This window comes from Pseudoduganella sp. SL102 (genome assembly GCF_027856995.1).
GTDB classification, from domain to species: domain Bacteria; phylum Pseudomonadota; class Gammaproteobacteria; order Burkholderiales; family Burkholderiaceae_D; genus Rugamonas; species Rugamonas albidiflava.
Window position 1 is genome coordinate 2,950,663 of record NZ_CP115554.1, and the last position, 18,752, is coordinate 2,969,414.

Annotated in this window: 16 protein-coding genes and 1 tRNA gene; 13 read left to right on the forward strand and 4 right to left on the reverse strand. The window is 63.2% G+C overall.

Annotation, left to right across the window (positions count from 1 at the left end):
- The first annotated feature begins 131 nt into the window (after window positions 1-131).
- The 5 genes from OU994_RS12630 (at window position 132) to OU994_RS12650 (ending at window position 7,130) form a co-directional block, all read left to right on the forward strand.
- Window positions 132-1,331: a rhamnogalacturonan acetylesterase gene (locus tag OU994_RS12630; RefSeq protein ID WP_281611019.1), complete on the forward strand. Its 1,200-nt coding sequence runs from the start codon at window positions 132-134 to the stop codon at window positions 1,329-1,331.
- Between the two features lie 297 nt (window positions 1,332-1,628).
- Window positions 1,629-2,792, forward strand: coding sequence for a glutamine-hydrolyzing carbamoyl-phosphate synthase small subunit (carA, locus tag OU994_RS12635; RefSeq protein ID WP_131146584.1), 1,164 nt, complete (start codon window positions 1,629-1,631; stop codon window positions 2,790-2,792).
- Between the two features lie 2 nt (window positions 2,793-2,794).
- Complete coding sequence (gene carB / locus OU994_RS12640) at window positions 2,795-6,025, forward strand: carbamoyl-phosphate synthase large subunit (RefSeq protein ID WP_281611020.1); 3,231 nt, start codon at window positions 2,795-2,797, stop codon at window positions 6,023-6,025.
- Between the two features lie 182 nt (window positions 6,026-6,207).
- On the forward strand, window positions 6,208-6,684 hold the full coding sequence (gene greA / locus OU994_RS12645; RefSeq protein ID WP_130185134.1) for a transcription elongation factor GreA: 477 nt from the start codon (window positions 6,208-6,210) through the stop codon (window positions 6,682-6,684).
- Window positions 6,684-7,130, forward strand: a complete 447-nt coding sequence (locus OU994_RS12650) for a DUF4149 domain-containing protein (RefSeq protein WP_281611021.1) — start codon at window positions 6,684-6,686, stop codon at window positions 7,128-7,130. The genes greA and OU994_RS12650 overlap by 1 nt, the downstream gene beginning before the upstream one ends.
- Window positions 7,131-7,311: 181 nt before the next feature.
- Here OU994_RS12650 and yhbY read toward each other — a convergent pair whose 3' ends face one another.
- Complete coding sequence (gene yhbY, locus OU994_RS12655; protein ID WP_281611022.1) at window positions 7,312-7,776, reverse strand: ribosome assembly RNA-binding protein YhbY; 465 nt, start codon at window positions 7,774-7,776, stop codon at window positions 7,312-7,314.
- 43 nt (window positions 7,777-7,819) lie between these two features.
- On the opposite strand from yhbY, the gene OU994_RS12660 reads away from it, so the two are divergent.
- From OU994_RS12660 to OU994_RS12690, 7 genes are all read left to right on the forward strand, one after another.
- A complete protein-coding gene (locus OU994_RS12660; RefSeq protein WP_281611023.1) occupies window positions 7,820-8,470 on the forward strand; it encodes an RlmE family RNA methyltransferase in 651 nt (216 codons plus the stop codon).
- A 287-nt stretch (window positions 8,471-8,757) separates the two neighbouring features.
- Entirely contained in the window at window positions 8,758-10,641 is a 1,884-nt protein-coding gene (gene ftsH, locus OU994_RS12665) for an ATP-dependent zinc metalloprotease FtsH (RefSeq protein WP_131146579.1), read from the forward strand.
- Between the two features lie 187 nt (window positions 10,642-10,828).
- Window positions 10,829-11,605, forward strand: a complete 777-nt coding sequence (gene folP, locus OU994_RS12670; protein WP_373922588.1) for a dihydropteroate synthase — start codon at window positions 10,829-10,831, stop codon at window positions 11,603-11,605.
- Window positions 11,606-11,641: 36 nt separating this feature from the next.
- Window positions 11,642-13,000 (forward strand): phosphoglucosamine mutase, encoded by a 1,359-nt coding sequence (gene glmM / locus OU994_RS12675; RefSeq protein ID WP_281611025.1) that lies wholly within the window; start codon window positions 11,642-11,644, stop codon window positions 12,998-13,000.
- 200 nt (window positions 13,001-13,200) lie between these two features.
- Window positions 13,201-13,277 (forward strand) — tRNA-Arg (locus tag OU994_RS12680).
- Window positions 13,278-13,424: 147 nt separating this feature from the next.
- Window positions 13,425-13,613, forward strand: coding sequence for a hypothetical protein (locus tag OU994_RS12685; protein ID WP_281611026.1), 189 nt, complete (start codon window positions 13,425-13,427; stop codon window positions 13,611-13,613).
- An 80-nt stretch (window positions 13,614-13,693) separates the two neighbouring features.
- Window positions 13,694-14,341, forward strand: a complete 648-nt coding sequence (locus OU994_RS12690; RefSeq protein ID WP_281611027.1) for a zinc ribbon domain-containing protein — start codon at window positions 13,694-13,696, stop codon at window positions 14,339-14,341.
- 68 nt (window positions 14,342-14,409) lie between these two features.
- On the opposite strand, the gene OU994_RS12695 is transcribed toward OU994_RS12690, so the two are convergent.
- On the reverse strand, window positions 14,410-15,033 hold the full coding sequence (locus OU994_RS12695; RefSeq protein ID WP_281611028.1) for a LysE/ArgO family amino acid transporter: 624 nt from the start codon (window positions 15,031-15,033) through the stop codon (window positions 14,410-14,412).
- 97 nt (window positions 15,034-15,130) lie between these two features.
- Between OU994_RS12695 and OU994_RS12700 the strand changes: the two genes are divergently transcribed.
- On the forward strand, window positions 15,131-16,018 hold the full coding sequence (locus OU994_RS12700; RefSeq protein WP_281611029.1) for a LysR family transcriptional regulator ArgP: 888 nt from the start codon (window positions 15,131-15,133) through the stop codon (window positions 16,016-16,018).
- A 52-nt stretch (window positions 16,019-16,070) separates the two neighbouring features.
- On the opposite strand, the gene OU994_RS12705 is transcribed toward OU994_RS12700, so the two are convergent.
- Both OU994_RS12705 and OU994_RS12710 read right to left on the reverse strand, forming a co-directional pair.
- On the reverse strand, window positions 16,071-17,111 hold the full coding sequence (locus tag OU994_RS12705) for a type II asparaginase (RefSeq protein WP_281611630.1): 1,041 nt from the start codon (window positions 17,109-17,111) through the stop codon (window positions 16,071-16,073).
- A 745-nt stretch (window positions 17,112-17,856) separates the two neighbouring features.
- Complete coding sequence (locus OU994_RS12710) at window positions 17,857-18,507, reverse strand: FxDxF family PEP-CTERM protein (RefSeq protein WP_307731885.1); 651 nt, start codon at window positions 18,505-18,507, stop codon at window positions 17,857-17,859.
- Between the last annotated feature and the right edge of the window lie 245 nt (window positions 18,508-18,752).

Here is an 18,752-nt window from a genome sequence, read left to right on the forward strand (position 1 = left end):
CAGTGTCCAATCCCTTGCGTGCGTGACAACGATTCCCTGTCGAATCCGGCCGACGGATCCGGCGGCGCGTCTCCTCCCGCACGGCGCCGACACCGCTGCCAAATGCCGGGTCATGACAACAGGAGACATGCATGCAGGTTTCATTTCACCGTTCTTTCCGGTGCCAGGCTTCGCCAGCCCTGGCCCGTGTCCTTGCCGCCGCGCTGCTGGCAACCAGCATGGGCGCGAGCCTGGCGGACCCGGGCTCCAACGGGCAACGTCCTTACCGTTTCGATTTTGGCGATGGGCCTGCCGAGCCCAGCTATATCGGCGTGCGCGCCGGGGATGCCTACACGCCGGAGAAGCGCTACGGTTTCAACACGCCGGAACACATGGCCAACGTGGCTGCCGGCGGCACCGGCGTGGGCAGCGACGCGGTGCGCTTCCTGCAGTTCGGTACCAAGAGCGCCAATACCTTCAACGTGGACCTGGAACCGGGCCTGTACAGGGTATCGGTCACCCTCGGCAATACCGCGCGGGCCAGCGTGGCGGCGGAGGGCGTGTACCAGGTGATGAACATGACGGGCAACGGCGCCACCGACGCCTTCGAGATCCCTGTGACGGATGGGCAACTGAACCTGCTCGTCACCGAAGGCAAGGCCGGCACGGCGTTCACGCTGAGTGCGCTCGAGATCAAGCGGATTTCACGTCATCCGGTGCTGAGCCCCACCATCTGGGTCGGCGGCGACTCCACGGTCGCCAGCTATTATCCCCTGGCGACCAGCGTGCAGGGCGGCTGGGGGCAGCTGCTGCCGGACCATGTCAATCCGCATGCCTTCCAGGTCCGCAATATCGCCACGGGCGGCCAGATCGCGCGGGGCTTCCGCGATGGCGGCCAGCTGGAAACCATCCTGCAGTACAGCAAGGAAGGTGACCTGTTCCTGCTGGAAATGGGGATCAACGACACCAACCCCAAGAACGAGACCACCGAGGCCCAATTCAAGGAAATCATGCGCGACATGGTCCGCCAGGTTGCCGCGACGGGGGCCCGGCCGGTACTGGTCACGCCGCAAGGCCGCGCGACGGATTTCAATGCCGAAGGCGTGCACAGCTCGGTGAACCGCTGGTATCGCCACGCCACGCTGGCGGTGGCCACCGAGGAGGGCGTGCCGGTGGTGGACCTGAATGTGCTCGCGTCGGCCTATTTCACGCGGATCGGCCCCGCCGCAACGCTGGCGCTGTACATGGCGGGCGACACCCTCCACCCGAACCGTGCCGGCGCGGCGGAGCTGGCACGGCTGGTGGCCGATGACCTGGAGCGGCAAGGGATCGTGCCGGCGGCGGCGCGATAGGCGATCGGGCGACTGCGTGGATGGCCCTGCAGCCGGTGGCGCGAACCGGAGCACAGCAGGGCCAAGGAGGCGCCACGTGCAGGCGGCACGGCCTAGAATGATGCCGCCGAATGCCCGCACGGCATTGCCGAATGGACTCCTTTGAGTTATAATTCAAAGGTTTAGCCAATACTTATCTACCGTAGCGCCTACCACATCATCCCATTCTCATCTGACCCGCAGCCAGGCCTAGCCCGGCTCATTTTTTATGCGGGTCGCTGACGTGGCGCGGCTACGGTAACTTTACAGGAGTTGCCCTTGCCGCCATTTTTTTCTGGCCCCGCCGTTCCAGCCATCCTGGCCCTCGCCGACGGTACCATCTTCAAAGGTTATTCGATCGGCGCCGCCGGTCATACGACGGGTGAAGTCGTCTTCAACACGTCCATCACCGGATACCAGGAAATCCTGACCGACCCCAGCTATTCGCGCCAGATCGTCACGCTGACCTACCCGCACATCGGCAACTACGGCATCAATGCCGAAGACGTCGAAGCGGCGAAAGTCCATGCCGCCGGCCTGATCATCCGCGACCTGCCGCTGCTGGCGTCGAACTTCCGCTCCACGCAGTCGCTGGGCGACTACCTGAAGGCCGAGAACGTGGTGGCCATCGCCGGCATCGATACCCGCAAGCTGACGCGCCTGCTGCGCGAAAAAGGCGCGCAGGCCGGCGCCATCCTGACGGGCACGCTGGGCAATGAACCTTCCGTGGCGCAGGCCGTCGAACTGGCCCGCTCGTTCCCGGGCCTGGCCGGCATGGACCTGGCCAAGGTCGTTACCACGCAGGCCGCCTATGAATTCACCGAGACGGAATGGACGCTGGGCGAAGGCTACGGCAAGGTCGAGAACCCGCGCTTCCACGTGGTGGCGTTCGACTACGGCGTGAAGCGCAACATCCTGCGCATGCTGGCCCAGCGCGGCTGCAAGGTGACCGTGCTGCCGGCGCAATCGACCGCGGCCGACGCGCTGGCCCTGAATCCGGACGGCATCTTCCTGGCCAACGGCCCGGGCGACCCGGAACCGTGCGACTACGCGATCCGCGCGACGCGCGAACTGATGGAAAAGAAGATCCCCACGTTCGGCATCTGCCTGGGCCACCAGATCATGGCGCTGGCTTCCGGCGCGAAGACGCTGAAGATGAAGTTCGGCCACCACGGCGCCAACCACCCGGTGCAGGACCTGGATTCGAAGCAGGTGCTGATCACGTCGCAGAACCACGGTTTCGCCGTGGATGCCGCGACCCTGCCCGACAACTGCCGCGTCACCCACGTGTCGCTGTTCGACGGTTCGCTGCAGGGCTTCGCCCGCACCGACACCCCCGCGTTCTGCTTCCAGGGCCACCCCGAAGCATCGCCTGGCCCGACCGACGTATCGTATCTGTTTGACCGCTTCATCTCGATGATGGAAGCAGCGGAGAAGAAATAAAAATGCCAAAACGTTCTGACATTAAAAGCATCCTGATTATCGGCTCCGGCCCGATCGTGATCGGCCAGGCCTGCGAATTCGACTACTCCGGCGCGCAAGCCTGCAAGGCGCTGCGCGAAGAGGGTTACAAGGTCATCCTGGTGAACAGCAACCCGGCGACGATCATGACCGACCCCGAAATGGCGGACGTCACGTACATCGAGCCGATCACCTGGCAAGTGGTGGAGCGCATCCTGGCGAAGGAACGCCCGGACGCGATCCTGCCGACCATGGGCGGCCAGACCGCGCTGAACTGCGCGCTCGACCTGCACAACAACGGCGTGCTGGCCAAGTACAACGTGGAGCTGATCGGCGCCACGCCGGAAGCGATCGACAAGGCCGAGGACCGTTCCAAGTTCAAGGACGCGATGACCAAGATCGGCCTGGGTTCGGCCCGTTCCGGCATCGCCCACTCGATGGAAGAAGCCTGGAAAGTGCAGCGCGAGATGGGCTTCCCGACCATCATCCGGCCATCGTTCACGATGGGCGGCAGCGGCGGCGGCATCGCCTATAACGAGGAAGAGTTCGAGCAGATCTGCAAGCGCGGCCTGGAAGCCTCGCCGACCAGCGAGCTGCTGATCGAAGAGTCGCTGCTGGGCTGGAAAGAGTACGAGATGGAAGTGGTGCGCGACAAGGCGGACAACTGCATCATCATCTGCTCGATCGAGAACCTGGACCCGATGGGCGTGCACACCGGCGACTCGATCACCGTGGCGCCGGCGCAGACGCTGACCGACAAGGAATACCAGATCATGCGCAACGCCTCGCTGGCGGTGCTGCGCGAGATCGGCGTGGATACGGGCGGCTCGAACGTGCAGTTCTCGATCAACCCGAAGGACGGCCGCATGATCGTCATCGAGATGAATCCGCGCGTATCGCGTTCTTCCGCGCTGGCCTCGAAGGCGACCGGCTTCCCGATCGCCAAGGTGGCCGCGAAACTGGCGGTGGGCTTCACGCTCGACGAGCTGCGCAACGAGATCACCGGCGGCGCGACCCCGGCGTCGTTCGAGCCGTCGATCGACTACGTCGTGACGAAGATCCCGCGCTTTGCGTTTGAAAAATTCCCGACCGCCGACGACCATCTCACCACGCAGATGAAATCGGTGGGCGAGGTGATGGCGATGGGCCGCACCTTCCAGGAATCGTTCCAGAAGGCGCTGCGCGGCCTGGAAGTGGGCGTCGATGGCCTGAACCAGAAGACGGTGGACCGCGAGAAGCTGGAAGAGGAACTGGGCGAGCCGGGTCCGGAACGCATCTGGTACGTGGGCGACGCGTTCGCCCAGGGCTTCACGATGGAAGAAGTGCACAACCTGACCAAGATCGATCCGTGGTTCCTCGTGCAGATCAAGGAAATCGTCGACCTGGAACTGTGGCTGGACACGCAGAAGCTGGAAAACCTGGACAAGAACACGCTGTACCGCCTGAAGCAGAAGGGCTTCTCGGACCGCCGCCTGGCCTACCTGCTGCAGACCACCGATACCGCCGTGCGTGAACAGCGCCGCGCGCTGGGCATCCGCCCGGTGTACAAGCGCGTGGACACCTGCGCCGCCGAGTTCGCCACCAACACCGCGTACATGTATTCCACGTACGACGAGGAATGCGAATCGAACCCGACCGACAAGAAGAAGATCATGGTGCTGGGCGGCGGCCCGAACCGGATCGGCCAGGGCATCGAGTTCGACTACTGCTGCGTGCACGCCGCGCTGGCGATGCGCGAAGATGGCTACGAGACCATCATGGTCAACTGCAACCCGGAAACCGTGTCGACCGACTACGACACGTCGGACCGCCTGTACTTCGAATCGCTGACGCTGGAAGACGTGCTGGAAATCGTCGACCTGGAAAAGCCGGTCGGCGTGATCGTGCAGTACGGCGGCCAGACGCCGCTGAAGCTGGCCCTCGACCTGGAAAGGAACGGCGTGCCGATCGTCGGCACCTCGCCGGACATGATCGACGCGGCCGAAGACCGCGAGCGCTTCCAGAAGCTGTTGCAGGACCTGGAACTGCGCCAGCCGCCGAACCGCACCGCGCGCACGGAAGAAGAAGCCCTCAAGCTGGCCCAGGAAATCGGCTACCCGCTGGTGGTGCGTCCTTCGTACGTGCTGGGCGGCCGCGCGATGGAAATCGTGCACGAGCAGCGCGACCTGGAGCGCTACATGCGCGAAGCGGTGAAGGTGTCGAACGATTCGCCGGTGCTGCTGGACCGCTTCCTGAACGACGCGATCGAGTGCGACGTGGATTGCATCTCCGATGGCGAGACCACCTTCATCGGCGGCGTGATGGAACACATCGAACAGGCCGGCGTGCACTCGGGCGACTCGGCATGCTCGCTGCCGCCATACTCGCTGTCGCAGGAAACCATCGATGAACTGAAGCGGCAGACCGCGCTGATGGCCAAGGGCCTGAACGTGGTCGGCCTGATGAACGTGCAGTTCGCGATCCAGAAGCAGGAGATCGATGGCGTCGAGAAGGATGTCGTGTTCGTTCTGGAAGTGAATCCGCGCGCCTCGCGCACGGTGCCGTTCGTGTCGAAGGCGACCGGCCTGCAGCTGGCGAAGATCGCCGCGCGCTGCATGGTGGGCCAGACCCTGTCGTCGCAAGGCATCACGACCGAAGTCGTGCCGCCGTACTACAGCGTCAAGGAAGCCGTGTTCCCGTTCGTGAAATTCCCGGGCGTGGACACCATCCTCGGCCCGGAGATGAAGTCGACCGGCGAAGTGATGGGCGTGGGCCAGACGTTCGCGGAAGCGTTCGTGAAATCCCAGCTTGGCGCCGGCGTGAAGCTGCCGAAGTCCGGCAAGGTGTTCCTGTCGGTGAAGGCATCGGACAAGCCGCGCGCCGTGAAAGTGGCACGCGACCTGGTCGAGGCGGGCTTCTCGCTGGTGGCCACGAAGGGCACCGCGGCGGTGATCTCGGCTGCGGGCATTCCCGTCACGCCGGTCAACAAGGTGGTCGAGGGCCGTCCGCACGTGGTCGACATGATCAAGAACCACGAGATCGCGCTGGTCATCAACACGGTCGAGGAAAAGCGCAGCGCCATCGTCGATTCGCGGGCGATCCGCACGTCGGCACTGCAGTCGCGCGTGACGACGTACACGACGATCGCGGGCGCCGAGGCCGCGGTGGCCGGTATCCGCCACCTGGACGAGTTGCAGGTGTACGATTTACAAGGGCTGCATAAAACCTTAAACTAAGCCCTGACCGCGGGCCTTCGACGGCCCGCCGCATGGAAGTTAGGCTGAAGGCCCAGTTTGAAATCTCGGCTTACAAGCTCAGGTTGCAAGCCTTCGCAGTAATGTAAATCACACGTAAACCTACAGAGCCCGCGCTCCCTGGCGCGGGCTCTGTGCTTTTTCAATTACCCAAGAGACGAGACATGAATTCTGTTCCACTCACCAAGTACGGCGCCGAACTCCTGAAGGAAGAACTGCACCAGTTGAAGACCAAGGAACGCCGTATCGTCATCGACGCGATCGCCGAGGCGCGTTCGCATGGCGACCTGTCCGAAAACGCCGAATACGATGCCGCCAAGGAGCGCCAGGCGTTCGTCGAAGGCCGCATCGCCGAGCTCGAAGGCAAGCTGTCGAGCGCCCAGATCATCGACCCGGCCACCCTCGATGCGGAAGGCCGCGTGGTGTTCGGTGCCACCGTCGACCTGGAAGACCTCGAATCGGGCCAGAAGGTCAGCTACCAGATCGTCGGCACCGATGAAGCCGACATCAAGGTCAACAAGGTGTCGGTGACGTCGCCGATCGCCCGCGCGCTGATCGGCAAGTCGGCCGGCGACGTGGTCGAGGTGCAGGCGCCGAGCGGCCCGCGCGAATACGAAATCCTCGAAGTCCACTACGTGTGATGCTGCTGGCCAGGGTACGGCTGCTGGTCGCGGTGGCGTGGGCCGGCAGCCTGTGGACTGTCGGCTACCTCGTCGCGCCGACGCTGTTCGCGACGCTGCCGGACCGCGCGCTGGCGGGCACGCTGGCCGGCGCGATGTTCCATGCCGAGGCGATGCTGTCGCTGGGTTGCGCGCTGGCGCTGCTGGTGCTGCTGAAGTTCGCGACGCCGGACTGGACGCCCGCGCGCCGCCGCACCATGCTGGCGCTGGTGGCCGCGATGGCGCTGTGCACCGTGGTGAGCCACTTCGGCCTGCAGCCGATGATGGCGGAACTGCGCGCCGCGGCCGGCCCCGGCGGCGTGATGGAATCGGCCGCCAGGTCACGCTTCGGCATGCTGCACGGGATCTCCAGCGTGATCTACCTCGTCCAGAGCTTCCTGGCGGGCTGGCTGATCCTGAAGCAGTAGTTTCCAAAAAAATGGGGACGTACCCCATTTTTCAAGAAACATTGCCTATCAAAGCTGGTCCATCTTCCGTCGTCGGGCGCCCCCTGAAAATAGGGACGGACCCTGTTTTCCAGGCACTGTTTACTCACGGCTTCGGACAAAAAAAAGCGGGCATTGCCCGCTTTGGTGGTGGTCAGGCAGCTCAGCCGACGTTTTTCTTGGTACTGGTCTGGCGCTTCTTGGCACGCTTGATGGTGCCGCCTTCGGTGACGCGCTCGTTGCCCTTCAGCATGACCTTGCTGACGGAGGGCTTCTTGGTGCCGCTGGCGCTGGGCTTGACGATGGTGACCATGCGCATGCCCTTGCCGGTTTTCGCGGTACGGGTCTTCTCGGCTTCCTTCTTTGGACGGTACAGCACCAGCAGTTTGCCGATGTGCTGCACGGGAGCCGCTTCCAGCTGTGCGCAAATGGTTTCGTACATTTCGATGCGGGCTTCGCGGTCGTCGCCAAAGACACGGACCTTGATCAGGCCGTGGGAATCCAGTCCCAGCTCGATTTCCTTCATCACGGCCTCGGTCAGGCCGGCTTCCCCAATGAGGACGATGGGCTTGAGCGCGTGGGCTTCTGCGCGCAGGGCGCTGCGCTCAACAGGGGTCAGATTCAACATAATGGTTTATAGGTAGTTCTCTTAAAGGCAGTATTCTACGCGAATGGCAAAGAACAAATTAAACAAAAACTGGTTGCACGACCATATTAACGACCCTTACGTGAAGGCGGCCCAGAAGGATGGCTACCGGGCGCGCGCCGCCTACAAGCTCAAGGAGATCGACGAGGACGAGAAGCTGGTCAGGCCGGGCCAGGTGATCGTCGACCTGGGCTGCACGCCCGGCAGCTGGGGCCAGTACGTGCGGCGCAAGCTGGCCGGCAAGGAGGGTGGCGGCATCAACGGCACCATCATCGGCCTCGATATCCTGCCGATGGAACCGATTGCCGACATGCACTTCATCCAGGGCGATTTCCGCGAGCAGGACAGCGTCGACCAGCTGGCCGAACTGCTGCAGGGCCGGAAGGTCGACCTGGTATTGTCGGACATGGCACCCAACCTTTCCGGTATCGCCTCGGCGGATGCGGCGAGGATGGAAGACCTGATCGACCTGGCCATCGAATTCTCGCAATTGCACCTGAAACCCGGCGGGGCATTGCTGGTGAAATGCTTCAAGGACATGGGTTTCTCGCAGATCGTCGAAAAATTCCGCCACGAGTTCAAGACCGTCGCGCAGAAAAAGCCGAAAGCCAGCCGCGTTAAATCCTCGGAAATCTTTCTGCTCGGCCGCGGCTTGAAGCATCCGGCGCAAAACTGACCGGTGGCGATTTGCGGAAGTCCTGCCGGCAAGCGCCGAAAATGCGCGAAATATTGCGCGATGGGCTTGTAATTGGCGCCGAAAGCCGCACATCGAGCGCGGGCGTCATGATTTGTGTGTCGTCCGGGCCGTGGCCCCCGCCGATTCCGGGCCGGCTTCGATGTTTTGATACGTGCGCGGCTCGTTTCGCGCACCTTTAGGCCGCCTTGTAGCACGCTTTGGCCTAATGCGGGTAAAATCGAATTTCTGCTACAGGTAACAGGTGCGCGAGCATCCAAGGAGTTTTCGTGAATAACATGTTTTCCAAATCCGCCATCTGGGTTGTCGTAGCCCTGTTGTTGTTCATGCTGTTCAAGCAATTCGACAACCACAGCATCTCCGGCGGCAGCAAGACCATCGCGTATTCCGACCTGCTGGATGAGATCAAGGCGAAGCGCATCAAGGACCTCGTCATCGAGGGCAGCACCATCACCGCGACGAAAACGGACGATACGCGCGTGCGCACCACGTCCACCTACCTCGATCGCGGCCTGATCGGCGACCTGCGCGACAACGGCGTGCGTTTCGACGTGCGTCCGCCGGAAGAACCGTCGTTCCTGCAGCAAGTGTTCGTATCGTGGTTCCCGATGCTGCTGCTGATCGGTGTGTGGATCTTCTTCATGCGCCAGATGCAGGGCGGCGGCAAGGGCGGGGCATTCTCGTTCGGCAAGTCGAAGGCCCGCATGCTCGATGAAACCAACAACACCGTCACGTTCTCCGACGTGGCCGGCTGCGACGAAGCCAAGGAAGAAGTGACGGAGATCGTCGACTTCCTGCGCGATCCGACCAAGTTCCAGAAACTGGGCGGCCGCATTCCCCGCGGCGTGCTGATGGTGGGCCCTCCGGGTACCGGTAAAACGCTGCTGGCCCGTGCGATCGCCGGCGAAGCGAAAGTGCCGTTCTTCTCGATTTCCGGTTCCGACTTCGTGGAAATGTTCGTCGGCGTGGGCGCGTCCCGCGTGCGCGACATGTTCGAGAATGCCAAGAAACACTCGCCGTGCATCATCTTCATCGACGAGATCGATGCGGTCGGCCGTCACCGCGGCGCCGGCATGGGCGGCGGCAACGACGAGCGCGAACAGACGCTGAACCAGCTGCTGGTCGAGATGGATGGCTTCGAGGCATCGTCCGGTGTCATCGTGATCGCCGCCACCAACCGTGCCGACGTGCTCGACAAGGCGCTGCTGCGTCCGGGCCGTTTCGACCGCCAGGTCTCGGTGGGCTTGCCGGACATCCGCGGCCGCGAGCAGATCTTGAACGTGCACATGCGCAAGGTGCCGATCAGCACCGACGTGAAGGCCGACATCCTGGCCCGCGGCACCCCGGGCTTCTCCGGCGCCGACCTGGCCAACCTGGTTAACGAAGCAGCGCTGTTCGCCGCACGCCGCAGCAAGCGCCTGGTGGACATGGCCGATTTCGAGGATGCCAAGGACAAGATCTTCATGGGTCCGGAACGCAAGTCGATGGTGATCCGCGAAGAGGAACGCCGCAACACGGCCTACCACGAGTCCGGCCATGCCGTCGTCGCGAAGCTGCTGCCGAAGGCCGATCCGGTGCACAAGGTCACCATCATGCCGCGCGGCTGGGCCCTGGGCCTGACCTGGCAGCTGCCTGAACACGACCGGATTTCGGGCTACAAGGACAAGATGCTGGAAGAAATCTCGATCCTGTTCGGCGGCCGTATCGCCGAGGAACTGTTCGTCGGCCAGATGTCCACCGGCGCGTCGAACGACTTCCAGCGCGCCACCAAGCTGGCCCGCTCGATGGTCACCAAGTTCGGCATGTCCGACTCGCTGGGCGTGATGGTCTACGAGGACGAGGCGAACGAAGGCTTCCTGGGCGGCAGCAACAAGACGATTTCGGAAGCCACGCAGCAGAAGGTCGATGCCGAGATCCGCGCGATCCTCGACACGCAGTACGCGCTGGCGCGCAAGCTGCTGGATGAAAACCGCGACAAGGTCGAGGCGATGACGAAGGCGCTGCTCGACTGGGAAACCATCGACGCGGACCAGATCAACGACATCATGGCCGGCAACGAGCCACGCCCGCCGAAGGCCGGCGTCACGATCCGCAAGCAGCCGAACGGCGACGGTCCGTCGTCGCCTTCGCCGAACGCCACCGCGCCGGCGTAATACCGCCGCCGATGCCGTGACCAAAGGGTGAGGAGCGATCCTCGCCCTTTGTTTTTCCGCTTTGCCTTGTCATCTGTACTGTTTCAACCGTACTTCCCGGTCGCCCACCTGTACCGCCGCCTCTTACCTGCGTATGACTCATATCCCCTTTGGCCATCATCGCCTGCCCGCCGGCAGGGCCCTCGTGATGGGCATCCTGAACGTCACCCCCGATTCGTTTTCCGATGGCGGCAAGTTTGCCGCGCTCGACTATGCCCTGTCGCATGCCGAGCAGATGGTCCGCGATGGCGTCGACATCATCGATGTCGGCGGCGAATCGACGCGCCCCGGTGCGCCCGTGGTGCCGGCGGAAGAAGAGATGCGCCGCGTGCTGCCGGTGCTGTATGCGCTGCGCGACTGCGGAACCCCGGTCTCGCTCGACACCTGCAAGCCGGCGCTGATGAAGGAAGCCGTGCTGGCCGGCGTGGACATGATCAACGACATCAATGCCTTCCGCGCGCCGGGCGCGATCGAGGCCGTGCGCGACAGCGACTGCGCGCTCTGTATCATGCACATGCTTGACAAACCTGCAACAATGCAGGATAAACCTGCCTATGAGGATGTCGTCCTGGAAGTGACCGCATTCCTGCGTGAACGGATCGGCGCGCTGACGGCCGCCGGTATTGACCGGCGTCGACTTTGGATCGATCCAGGGTTTGGTTTCGGCAAGACCGTCGAGCATAATTATGCCTTGCTCAAGGCTGGCAGGCGCCTCATCGGCGAACTCGGCGTCCCGCTGCTGGCGGGTCTGTCCCGCAAATCGATGATCGGTGCCGTGACCGGCAAACCCGTCGAAGGGCGTCTGGCCGGCAGCATCGGCGGCGCGCTGGCCGCCGTGGCCCACGGTGCCGGCATCGTCCGCGTGCACGACGTCGCCGAGACGGTCGACGCATTGAAGGTATGGTACGCAGCGCATGGCAACTGAACGCCAGCTAAATGAACACTAACTGAAGAGAACAACATGGCACGTAAATATTTCGGGACCGATGGTGTCCGTGGCCTGGTCGGCGAAGCGCCGATCACGCCGGATTTCGTGATGCGCCTGGGCTATGCCGCAGGCAAGGTGCTGGCGCGCACGGTGACCGGCGGCGCCGCCCGCCCCACCGTCCTGATCGGCAAGGACACGCGCATTTCCGGCTATATGCTGGAAGCGGCGCTGGAAGCAGGCTTCGCGGCCGCAGGCGTGGACGTGATGCTGGCCGGTCCGATGCCTACCCCCGCCATCGCCTACCTGACGCGCGCCCTGCGGCTGTCGGCCGGTGTCGTGATCTCGGCGTCGCACAATCCGTTCCAGGACAACGGCATCAAGTTCTTTTCCGAGCAGGGCACAAAGCTGCCCGATTCCGTCGAACTGGCCATCGAGGCGCAGCTCGACCAGCCGATGGCTTGCGTCCCGTCCGAAAAACTGGGCCGCGCCAAGCGCCTGGAAGATGCCCAGGGCCGCTATATCGAATTCTGCAAGAGCACCTTCCCGAACGAGCTGGACCTGCGCGGCCTGAAGATCGTCGTCGACAGCGCCCACGGCGCCGCCTACAACATCGCGCCGCACGTGTTCCATGAACTGGGCGCCGAGGTGATTTCGATCGGTAACAAGCCGGACGGCTTCAACATCAACGAAGGCCATGGCGCCACGGCACCGAAGGCGATGGCCGCCGCCGTGCTGGCGCACGATGCCGACCTGGGCATCGCCCTGGACGGCGATGCGGACCGCCTGATCATGTGCGACGCCAACGGCCGCCTGTACAACGGCGACGAGCTGCTGTACGTGATGGTGATGGACCGCCTGGCAACCGGCGAAGTGAAGGGCGCGGTCGGCACGCTGATGACGAACATGGCCCTCGAAGTGACGTTCAAGGAAAAAGGCATCGGCTTTGCCCGCGCCAAGGTGGGCGACCGCTACGTGCTCGAAGTGATGCAGGAAAAAGGCTGGATCCTGGGCGGCGAGGGCAGTGGCCACCTGCTGGCGCTGGACAAGCACACCACGGGCGACGGCATCATCTCGGCGCTGCAGGTGCTGTCCGCGCTGAAGCGCAGCGGCCAGACGCTGGCGCAGATCGCCGGCCAGATCGAACTGTTCCCGCAAACGCTGATCAACGTGCGCGTGCCAGCCGGCTTCGACTGGCAAAAGAATCCCGCGATGGTGGCCGAGAAAGAGCTCGTGGAGCGTGAACTGGGCGACAGCGGCCGCGTGCTGATCCGCGCATCCGGTACCGAGCCCCTGATCCGCGTGATGGTCGAAGCGCGCGATGCGACCCAGGCGCAAAATTTCGCCCGCCGCATCGCCGACAAGGTCGAGGTGCCGCAGGCCAACGCCGCCTGATTTCCGGCTGATTCCCCGCAGGGACCGCGGCCGTCGATTGACGCTCGCGGTGCCGAGCGGTTATCATTTTGCTCCGACAGCGGGCGGCAGCCCGCTTTTCCTTGCCGGTGGCCGGTTCCGATCATGCGGCCGGCGGTCATTCGCCAGTCAGTAACAATCCCGTACCGGCAACCCTTCCGGAATTCCCGCGGAATCCCTTTCTGCCCATAGCTCAGCTGGATAGAGCAACGGCCTTCTAAGCCGTAGGTCGCTGGTTCGAACCCAGCTGGGCAGGCCAGTCACCCCGTCCCCGCCAGTATCCGCCTTGTTTTCCGGCCGGTCGTTCACATTTGCTCACCATCGAAACACCGCCGTTGCGCGTGCAGGATATGTCCGGCGCCATGCTGGAATTGCCGGTGCGCGCCGGCCATCAACGAGGTATGCAATGCACGACGAACACGCGGAGCGCGAACAGGTTTCGCGCAGCGACGCGGCCACCGCCGCCATCATCGAGGAAGCGCTGCGCCTGTGCGACAGCGAAGGCATCGACGGCGCCATCCGGTACATGGAACAGCGCCAGCTCGACCGCACGACCATCCTGCGGGTGCTGTGCTCGCCAAGATTCCATCGCTGATGGAGTATCACTGCTACAACAATACTTACCCATAAATAGTTGTCGTCGTTATAATGACACGCTTCTGTTTCGGAGGTGTCATGTCGGAAATCCGGTTTTCCAGCAATTACCAGGACCTGAGCCAGTCGTCCGGCGTCGATGCCGGTTTCCAGTTCGAGTTTTATTGCGAACGCTGCAGCGACCGCTGGCGTACCCATTACAAGCCCTATCGCAGCGGCCAGGCATCCGGCTGGATCCAGAAGGGCGCCAGCATCTTCGGCGGCCTGCTGGGCAATGCCAGCACGGTCGTCAGCGGCATGGCGCAGGCCGGCTGGCACAGCGCCCGCGACGATGCCTTCAAGGAAGCGATCGCCGACGCCAAGGCGCACTTCAACCGCTGCGGCAATTGCCATGATTATGTGTGCGCGCCATGCTTCGACGGCGCCGCTGGCCTGTGCTTCAATTGCGCGCCGAACGTGCAGGTGGCGATCACCAGGGCCCGGGCCCAAGGGGAAGTGCGCAGCGCGGCCGAGCGCGCGGATACGGAAGGCGAAAGCCGCGGCACGCGCCACGACGTCCGGCAGGACATGCAACTGGTCTGCCCCCAGTGCCGGGCCGAAACGCATGGCGCCAAGTTTTGCCCGGAATGCGGCTACAAGATGGCGCAGCAGGTGGCGTGTATCGCCTGTTCGACGCTGCTGCAACCGGGTACCAAGTTCTGCACGGAGTGCGGCCACCGGCAAAGCTAGCCGATTCGCGGCTGGTGGCGCGCTCCGGATGCCTGGCGCCCGCGTTGGCACCTGGCGAGCAAGCCACCTTACAGCGCCGCCAGGCCGTCCGCGACGAGACTGCCGGCCAGCAGCAGCATCACCGCACCCGTCAGCGCTTCGATACACTTCCATGCCGCCGGACGGGCCAGCACGCCGGCGAAGCGGGCGGCGCAAAAGCCCAGCACGCTGAACCAGAGCAGCGACGCCGTCATCGCACCGGCCGAGAACGCGGTGCGTTCCAGCGCCGGATAGCGCCCGCCGATCGAGCCCAGCAGCACAACGGTATCCAGGTACACATGCGGATTGAGCAGCGACATCGCCAGCACGCTGGCCAGCGCGGCGGTGGCTGTGCGCGGCGTGGCGGCAGCACCGATGTCCAGCCGGTTTGCCGACAGCATCTGCCGCCAGCTGCGCAAGCCGTACCATGCCAGGAACGCCGCGCCACCCCAGCGCGCCAGCGCCATCAGCCATGGCGAGCCCTCGATCAATGCTCCCGCGCCGGCCACGCCAGCGCCGATCAATGCCATGTCGATCACGATGCAGGCGGCCACCGTCAATGCCACATGGCTGCGTTGCACGCCCATGCGCAGCACATGGGCGTTTTGCGCACCGATCGCCATGATCAGGCTGGCGCCCAGGCCCAAGCCACTCAAGAATACCTGTGTCGTCATCTCGTCCTCCGTGAAGGTGGCCATTGTCACGAAAGTCCGGGTAAAACTGAAGCTCAGTTAATATAATTCAGGTTTCATTAATAAAACTAAGGATGCGATGGATACGCGGCATTGCGAAGCATTCCTGGCTGCAGCCGAAACCGGCAGTTTCGATGCGGCGGCGGCCCAGCTGAACGTCACGCCATCGGCAGTGTCGCAGCGCATCGCGGCGCTGGAATCGGCGCTCGGCTCGCCGCTGCTGATCCGCAGCCGGCCCTGCCGTACCACCGCCGCCGGCCAGCGCCTGCTGGTGCACCTGCGCCGCAGCAGGTTGCTGGAAGAAGAGTTTCTTGCCGGCCTGCGCGACGAGTCGGCGGCCTCGCTGCGGATTCCGATCGCCGTCAATAACGATACCCTGGCAACCTGGCTATTGCCGGGAATCGCCGATTTCCTGCAGCGCGAGCGTGTCACGCTCGATATCGTGCTGGACGAGCAGAACTATACGTATGGATTGCTGGAGAAGGGGGAAGCGGTCGCCGGCGTTTCCAGCGAGCCCACGGCGATGCGCGGATGCACCGTCCAGCCGCTGGGCATCATTCGCTACCGCATGCTGGCGTCGCCCGCGTTCGCCGCGCGCTGGTTTCCGGATGGCTTCGAACGCAACGCCGCCCGGCAGGCGCCGGTGGTGGTGTTCTCCCGCAAGGACCGCCTGCAGGCGGACTTCATCCAGGCTGAACTGGGTTTGTTACCCGGCAGTTATCCGGTCCACCATGTGCCGGCCAGCGATCCGTTCCTGGATGCCGTGAAACTGGGACTCGGCTATGGGATGCTGCCGTCGCAGCAGGTGGGCGATGCGGTGGCGGCGGGAGCGTTGCTCGACCTGGCGCCGGGAAAGCATACCGACGTGCCGCTGTACTGGCACGCCTGGCGCGTGCAATCCCCGGCGCTCGAGCGGCTGGGCGAGGCGGTCGTGGCGGCCGCCCGCGCATCGCTCCTGGCGCCTTGAGATGGCTGCAACGGCCGGCATCGACGCATCTGCCGGTGCCGGCCAGTGACCATCAGTAGGTGTAGAACATGCGCTGGATGTCAGCGGTGTTGCTGGTCTTCGTCAGGGCCAGCATCAGCAGGATGCGCGCTTTCTGCGGGCTCAGCGTATCGGCGGCCACGAAGTCGAGTTCGTCGTCGTTCGCTTCGCCATTGCGGGCCAGGATGCCCTGGCCGACACGGCTGGCGCGCACGATCAGGGTGCCTTTCTTGCGCGCGGCGATCAGCGCGGGTTTCACGCGAGCAGCCAGGCTGCCGTCGCCGACGCCCGCATGGATGATGCCCTTCGCGCCCGCGGCAATGAAGGCATCCAGTGCCACCGGATTCATGTTGGCATAGCCGTACACGATATCGACCTGGGGCAGCGTGGCGATGTTCGAAATGTCGAACTCGCTCTCGAACGTGTGCTTGCGGGTCGAGGCGCGGTAGAAGAAGGCCTTGCCGCCCTGCAGGTAGCCGAGCAAGCCCAGTTCCGGCGTCTTGAAGCTGTCGGGGGTCGAGGTATTCGTCTTGGTCACGTCGCGCGCCGAGTGGATCTGGTCGTTGAGCGCCACCAGCACACCTTTGCCAACCGCTTCACGGCTGCCGGCAACGATCACCGCGTTGTACAGGTTCAGCGGGCCATCGGCCGACAGTGCCGTCGAAGGGCGCATGGCGCCGACCAGCACGACCGGCTTGCGGCTCTTCACCACCAGGTCGAGGAAGTAGGCGGTTTCTTCCATCGTATCGGTACCGTGGGTGATGACGATGCCATCGACGTCGGACTGGGCGAGCAGGGCGTTGACACGCTTGCCCAGCGTCAGCCAGTGTTCGTTGGTCATGCTTTCGCTGGCGATCTGGAATACCTGCTCGCCCTTGACGTTGGCCACTTTCGCCAGTTCCGGCACTGCGGCGATCAGTTGCTGCACGCCGACGGTAGCGGCGGTGTAGCCGACCGTGGTGGTGCTCGTGGCGCCCGTGCCGGCGATCGTGCCGCCGGTGGCAAGGATCATCACGTTCGGCTTCGTTTGCGCGTGGACGCCCGTGATCACGAACAGCAGCGCCACCATCGCCATGAAGAAGTGCGAATAGTGCGCGGTCTTTTGTCTCGACATGCGATTTCCTTTTTTTGATTGGTAAAACGCGAATCTTATACGAACCGATAACGAATACAAGCCCGGCCGGTCATTTGTGGTTGTAAAAAAACACAAGGCGCCAATTCGTCCAAAAACTTGGACGCCGGCGTGCGCCTTTTCCAATTTATTGGTTTTTCACGACGGGGACACACAACACCTCGCCGATATAATCGCGCACCAGGGCCGGAGATTGATCGGCGCCGCCAGCGCGTCGCCGGCTTGCGCATGCCGCGCTGCCGCGTACCACGGGAGGGCGTGCCTTCCGGATACTGGTGGATGGGCCCACGCTGCGTTCGGCGCCGAATGGCATCGGCACGGCGCGCAGTTGAATCGGCCGTTTCGGGGAAAATACGCAGATAGCGGTGCAGCCAGAAACGATGTAATTGCGATGCCGAACCCGAATGATATTCGACTGGATAGACAAGACGCGGTCAATGATTCATTAACCTGAACAATTCATTCAATCGCCGTCAGAGACGGATTCTTATCGCGCTCGATTAATCGACGTTGGTGGGTAGTTGAATAGCCGGGTCGCCGAATAAACGAAAAAGGCCGGAATCCATGTTTCCATTGGATTCCGGCCTTGTTTGCAAAGCAAAATCAACCGTCGTTTTTATTCACCCGACCGACGCGGTGATAGCCCAGGCCGAAAGATCGACGCGGTTGTGCTTTCGTGCCGGGCGGATCAGCCCAGCTTGTCGTCGGTCTTGCGGCGGGCCGAGAAGGCCAGCAGGCCGATGCCGACGCCCAGCATCGCAAAGGTGGTGGGCTCCGGGACCGGGGCCAGGTTCAGGGTGCCGGCGTAAGCGCCACCCATGTTCGCTACCAGCGTGTTACCGGTGACTGTAAACCCGTACATGCCGGCATCCAGCGATGCCACTGGATAGAATTCGATGCCTCCATCGGTGGTGAAGACAGTGTCCAGGTCGGTACGGGTTCCATCGCCGGCTTGCCAGAAGAACTGGATGCCGGTGATGGCGTAGTTTGCCTGGCGGGCGCCATTGATCGCCGTGCGTCCCACCACGGCGGTGCCGGAAGCCCAGGAAGTCGTGTCGACTTCGAACAGATACGTGTCGATATTGCTGGCGGCGGACCATGTATGCAAGGCGGAGAAGTCCGCGTTGCCGTCGGCGTTGAAAGTGAGTGTTTGAGCGGACGCAGCGCCAGAGGCAAGCAGACCTGCGGTGAGCAGCAGGGAACCTGCCACCTTGCTGAATAAAGCTTTCTTCATCGATATACCCCTTGACTCGTTGGTTGTTGCGAAGTGATAGCTCTTGTCGGCAGCGTTGCACCCTCGTTGCAACTTCCATTTGCAACTTCCATTCGTAACTTCCATTCCTGAAAAAAATATAAGTTTGCAATGTTGCCAACATTGTCAATATAGCCCCGCTACCCGGCTGGTTCCTTCATCTATGAAATGTGCAGGTACCGGCCTGGCAGGCAGCGCGCCCATGACAAGGGCAGAGCTGACGCTTGACGGAAGGTCAAGGAAAATTTTTAATTGCCGAGTTGTTTCCGCGGCACGGCAACCGCCTTCCCCACTGTTCGCGCCTGTTCCCCGCCTGTTCCTAGCCTGTTCCT

Excerpts from the sequence above, each read along its gene's own strand:
- OU994_RS12630 (WP_281611019.1), top strand. The coding sequence starts at position 132 with ATGCAGGTTTCATTTCACCGTTCTTTCCGGTGCCAGGCTTCGCCAGCC.
- carB (WP_281611020.1), top strand. The coding sequence starts at position 2,795 with ATGCCAAAACGTTCTGACATTAAAAGCATCCTGATTATCGGCTCCGGC.
- greA (WP_130185134.1), top strand. The coding sequence starts at position 6,208 with ATGAATTCTGTTCCACTCACCAAGTACGGCGCCGAACTCCTGAAGGAA.
- OU994_RS12650 (WP_281611021.1), top strand. The coding sequence starts at position 6,684 with ATGCTGCTGGCCAGGGTACGGCTGCTGGTCGCGGTGGCGTGGGCCGGC.
- yhbY (WP_281611022.1), bottom strand. The coding sequence starts at position 7,776 with ATGTTGAATCTGACCCCTGTTGAGCGCAGCGCCCTGCGCGCAGAAGCC.
- OU994_RS12660 (WP_281611023.1), top strand. The coding sequence starts at position 7,820 with ATGGCAAAGAACAAATTAAACAAAAACTGGTTGCACGACCATATTAAC.
- folP (WP_373922588.1), top strand. The coding sequence starts at position 10,829 with ATGGGCATCCTGAACGTCACCCCCGATTCGTTTTCCGATGGCGGCAAG.
- glmM (WP_281611025.1), top strand. The coding sequence starts at position 11,642 with ATGGCACGTAAATATTTCGGGACCGATGGTGTCCGTGGCCTGGTCGGC.
- OU994_RS12685 (WP_281611026.1), top strand. The coding sequence starts at position 13,425 with ATGCACGACGAACACGCGGAGCGCGAACAGGTTTCGCGCAGCGACGCG.
- OU994_RS12690 (WP_281611027.1), top strand. The coding sequence starts at position 13,694 with ATGTCGGAAATCCGGTTTTCCAGCAATTACCAGGACCTGAGCCAGTCG.
- OU994_RS12695 (WP_281611028.1), bottom strand. The coding sequence starts at position 15,033 with ATGACGACACAGGTATTCTTGAGTGGCTTGGGCCTGGGCGCCAGCCTG.
- OU994_RS12700 (WP_281611029.1), top strand. The coding sequence starts at position 15,131 with ATGGATACGCGGCATTGCGAAGCATTCCTGGCTGCAGCCGAAACCGGC.
- OU994_RS12705 (WP_281611630.1), bottom strand. The coding sequence starts at position 17,111 with ATGGCGATGGTGGCGCTGCTGTTCGTGATCACGGGCGTCCACGCGCAA.
- OU994_RS12710 (WP_307731885.1), bottom strand. The coding sequence starts at position 18,507 with ATGGAAGTTACGAATGGAAGTTGCAAATGGAAGTTGCAACGAGGGTGC.